The following is a 4,478-nucleotide window of genomic DNA, read 5'->3' as shown; positions in this document are numbered from 1 at the left end:
GGTAGGTAGATGCCCAGCCCCAGCATCATGGCGGGGAAGTTCAGCAGGTAGAGGACGAATCCCGCCGCAAGCCCGATGGCGAACGCCGGCACCGAGGGGATGCCCGACACCATGGTGGCCACGACGGACGCCTGCGCGGACACGAACGACGCCGTGGGGCCGAACGACTCGGGGCCGTACGCGCCCACGAGGATCGCCATGACGGCGACGGCCACGAGCGCGCCCAGCACGGCGCCGATGGCCTGGCCGATCCACTGCGCCTTGGGGCTGGTGCCCAGCACGTGGCCGGCGTGGAAGTCGTTCATCACGTCGCCGGCCAGCCCGCACGCCACGGCCACGATGCCCGCGACGAAGAACAGCTGCACCTGCGGCACGCTGGATACGGCCGCCACGGCCAAAAGCACGATGAGGCCGAATATCTCCATGGGGTCGATGCCCGTCTGGCCGACGCTCTGCGCGCTCATGGCCGTGGCGACGAAGGCGAGCAGCACCACGATGACGGCCGGGACGGGGCCCAGCTGCAGGCCGAAGCAGACGATGAGCGCGACGGCGGCCACGGCGAGCGCGGCCAGCCCGGCGGTGAGGCGGAAGCTGCCGATGCGCAGCCGTCCGTCCTTAGCGCCGCTTGCGGGCGCATCCATGGTGCTTGCGGCGGTGAGGCCGAACGCGTTCGAGCTGCGGGCGTCGCGCAGCATGCGCCAGGCCTTGGGCAGGATGTTCTTGAAGATGACGCCCAGGCCCGCGCCCATCATGACGCCCATGCCGAGGCTGGACACGATGCCCTGCGCGGACGCCACGTCCCAGAGTCCCGCGGCCGAGCCGCCCACGATGATGCCGAAGTTCGCCAGCAGCGCTCCGACGAACCACACGACGACGGCGCCCGTGCCCACGAGGAAGCCCACGGCCAGAAGCATCGGCGACAGGTAGATGCCGAACGCAACGCCGGGGACCGCGGCGTTGCCGAAGAGCATCGCGGGGATCACGCCGAAGAAATCGCGCAACGCCGTGAACGCGCCCGCGAAGCCCATGGAGCCGAACAGCTTCCAGCCGGTCTTGCCGCCGGAATCGCCCGCGATGAGCGTCTGGGCGGCCGCTTCGCCGATGGGGTACTCCAGCTCGGAGTCCTCGATGAAGTGGCGGCGCAGAAGCGCGGTGCAGACGAGGCCCATGATGACGCCCGAGACGGCTACGAGGAGCATCTCGAACCAGCCCACCTCGTCGGCGTAGCCCAGCATCCAGATGCCGGGGATGGTGAAGGCCAGGCCGCCCGCCACCATAGCGCCTGCGCTCATCACGGTGTGCGTGACGTTCGCCTCGTTGAGGCTGGCCTTGCCGTGCCCGAGGGCCTTGAGGAAGAACAGCGAGATGATGGCCGCGAACACGATGGGCCAAGGAAGCGCCCCCATCTTGAGGGCCGTGTACACCGATGCCGCGGTGATGATGGCGCAACCGACGCAGCCTATGACGATGCCGCGCAGCGTCAGCTGCCCTTTGACAGAATCCATTCTCTTCTCCTTTGCGTATATCCGCTTCCCCTCACGTTTTAGGAAGTCGGGTTACTGAACGGACAGGTACAGTATACTGGACGAAAAGGGCGAGCGGCATCGCTAAATTCGCATGATTGTGGCAATTCGGGAAGGGCGGGAGGCTATGGGCAACGGAAGGGACGCATCGCGCACGGTGCTGTGCGTGGACGTGGGGAACTCGGATACGAACCTGGGCCTCTTCGTCGACGGCGAGCTGGAAGCCACCTGGAAGGTGACCACGACGGAGCACATGACGGCCGACGAGGCGCGCATGCGGATGGCGGGGCTGTTCGACATGCTGGAGCGCGACGGCCGTCGTGCGATCTGCGACGATGCCGTCATCGCGTCGGTGGTGCCGGGGCTCACGGATGCATGGGTGACCGCGACGCGCGCGCTTACCGGCCGACGCCCCCTCGTGGTGGGACCCGGCGTGAAGACGGGCGTGAAGATGCGCTACAACGACCCCGGCGAGCTGGGAGCCGACCGGGTAGCCGACCTCGTTGCCGCCCGCACGGCCTATACGGCGCCCTTCATCGTGGTGGATCTGGGCACGACGACGAACTTTGAGGTGGTTGACGAGGGCGGCTCGTTCGTGGGCGGCATCATCGCGCCCGGCGTGAAGCTGTCGGCGAAGGCGCTGTCGGATGCCGCCGCGCAGCTGGCGATGGTCGATCTCAAGGCTCCGGCATCGGTGGTGGGCAAGAACACGCGCGAGGCCATGCAAGCGGGCGTCGTGATGGGGGAGGTCGCGCTCATCGACGGCCTCATCGACATGGTATGGCGCGAACTGGGCTACGAGACCGACGTCATCGCCACGGGCTCGGATGCCGCTGCCGTCGCCGCGCTGTCGCAGCGCGTCGCCCGTACCGACGAGCATCTCACCCTGCGGGGCCTGAGCATGCTGCACACGTTGAACCGTCGCTAAAAATTAACCAAGGTTTACAATTTAATCCAGTTCGCGTACAATTCCCACCTTGTTAGACAAAGGTAACTATTTGCCGGCGCAGGGCGTCGGCGCTGGGAAGGATGCTCATGACGAACGAGAGAGACCGGCGCGCGGCCAGGTGCCTTCGCGCCCTGTGGGCGGTCGGGGGCTTCGCCTGCTTCGGGCTTGGGGCTCTGGGGGCGGTGCTTCCCGTTCTGCCGACGGTGCCGTTCCTGCTGGGAGCCGCGTACTGCTTCGCGCGCAGCTCGGAGCGCCTCGACGCATGGTTCCATGGAACGAAGCTGTACCGCACCGTGCTCGAAGGCTTCGCGAAGAAGCGCGCGATGACCGTGAAGGCGAAGCTCATGCTGCTGGGCCCCGTCACGCTCGTGTTGGGCGCCTCGTTCCTTCTGATGGCGAACGTGCCGGTGGGACGCGCCGTCGTTGCTGCCGTATGGGTGGCGCATGTCGCGTATTTCGGCTTCATCGTGAAGACGGATCGCGGCTCTGCGACCGAGCGCGGCTCCGAACGCGTTGTCGAGCGGACGGAGGGCTAGGCATGTTCAGCAAACGGCTGGCGGGCATGGTGCCCGAAGCGCGCAAGTACGTAGCGGCAAGCGTCGCGCTCCAGTGGGTCGCGCTCGCGGCGAACATAGCGCTCATGCTGCTCATGGGGGCGTTCGTGCAGTCCCTCGTCGAGGGTGGGGACGTCGCCGCGGCGCGGGCGAACCTCGTGATGGCCGCTGCGGCGGCTATCGTCGTGCGCGTTTGCTGTTTGACGCTCTCGCAGCGCATGGGCCAGGCGGCAGCTGCGGCCGCGAAGCGCACCGTGCGCAAGCTCGTATACGACAAGCTCGTGCGCCTCGGTCCGTCGTACTCCGAGCGCGTGTCCACGAGCGAGGCCGTGCAGGTGAGCGTCGAGGGCACCGAGCAGCTGGAGAGCTACTTCGGTTCGTACCTGCCCCAGCTGTTCTATTCGGTCTTGGCGCCGCTCACCCTGTTCGCCTGTCTCGCTCCGCTGTGCTTTCCGGCAGCCGTGGCGCTTCTGGCCTGCGTGCCGCTCATACCCGCGTCCATCGTCGCCGTGCAGAAGATCGCGAAGCGCGCGATGGGCTCGTACTGGGACGCCTACACCGACTTGGGCGCGACGTTCCTCGAGAACCTGCAGGGCCTCACCACGCTCAAGATCTACCGCGTCGACGCCGATCGCCACGAGGCGATGAACCGCGAGGCCGAGACGTTCCGCCAGGCCACGATGCGGCTTTTACGCATGCAGCTGAACTCCGTGACGGTGATGGACGTGTTCGCCTACGGCGGGGCGGCGGTGGGCATCGTCATGGCGCTGTGGCAGTTCTCGCTCGGGCAGGCGCCGTTTTTCGCGGCTTTCGCCGTGATATTCCTGGCGGCCGAGTTCTTCATCCCGCTGCGCACGCTGGGGTCGTTCTTTCACACGGCCATGAACGGCATGGCGGCGGCCGACAAGATGTTCGCGATTCTCGATGCGCCGGAACCCAAGCGCGGCTCGCGCGTCATCGAAGCCGATCGCATCTCCTTTGCATGCCGCGGCGTGGGGTATTCCTACGATGGCGAGCGCACCGTGCTTTCCGACGTGGATTTCGATGCGGCCGCCGGATCGTTCACGGGCATCGTCGGCGAGAGCGGTTCGGGAAAGTCGACGTTGGCGGGCATCCTGTCGGGACGCAACGCCGGATTCGCGGGGTCGGTCGAAGTGGGCGGCGTGCCGATCCAGGAGGCGTCCCGCGCCTCGCTTGCGAGCACCGTCACGGTCGTTCCGTTCTCGAGTTACCTGTTCAAGGGGAGCGTGCGCTCGAACCTGCTGCTAGCCGACCCCCAGGCGAGCGACGAGGAGCTGTGGGAGGCGCTTCGTCGCTGCCGCGCAGAGGGGTTCGTGGAGCAGGCGGGCGGGCTCGATGCAGCGATAGCGGAGGAAGGCGGAAACCTTTCGGGTGGTCAGCGGCAGCGACTCGCGCTGGCTCGCGCCTTGCTCCGAGATACGCCTGCGTACG

4 protein-coding genes are annotated in these 4,478 nt (G+C 67.1%); 3 read left to right on the top strand and 1 reads right to left on the bottom strand.

Annotation, left to right across the window (positions count from 1 at the left end; translation table 11 throughout):
* Window positions 1-1,505: OPT/YSL family transporter (locus tag ACMO6A_RS00075; RefSeq protein ID WP_418470610.1), on the bottom strand; the 1,505-nt coding region annotated here is incomplete at its 3' end.
* A gap of 145 nt (window positions 1,506-1,650) precedes the next feature.
* On the opposite strand from ACMO6A_RS00075, the gene ACMO6A_RS00070 reads away from it, so the two are divergent.
* The 3 genes from ACMO6A_RS00070 to ACMO6A_RS00060 all read left to right on the top strand — a co-directional run.
* Entirely contained in the window at window positions 1,651-2,451 is an 801-nt protein-coding gene (locus ACMO6A_RS00070) for a type III pantothenate kinase (protein ID WP_009608624.1), read from the top strand.
* Window positions 2,452-2,558: 107 nt separating this feature from the next.
* Window positions 2,559-3,008, top strand: a complete 450-nt coding sequence (locus ACMO6A_RS00065) for a YbaN family protein (protein WP_009608708.1) — start codon at window positions 2,559-2,561, stop codon at window positions 3,006-3,008.
* A 2-nt stretch (window positions 3,009-3,010) separates the two neighbouring features.
* Window positions 3,011-4,478, top strand: a 1,468-nt coding sequence (locus ACMO6A_RS00060) for an ABC transporter ATP-binding protein/permease (protein WP_418470609.1), incomplete at its 3' end; no start/stop codon positions are given.

Origin of the sequence: Eggerthella sp. (assembly GCF_048329335.1) — a bacterium.
Classification (GTDB): Bacteria; Actinomycetota; Coriobacteriia; order Coriobacteriales; family Eggerthellaceae; genus Eggerthella; species Eggerthella lenta.
Note: the sequence above shows the minus strand (reverse complement) of the source record. Positions and strands in the feature narration are given on the sequence as shown.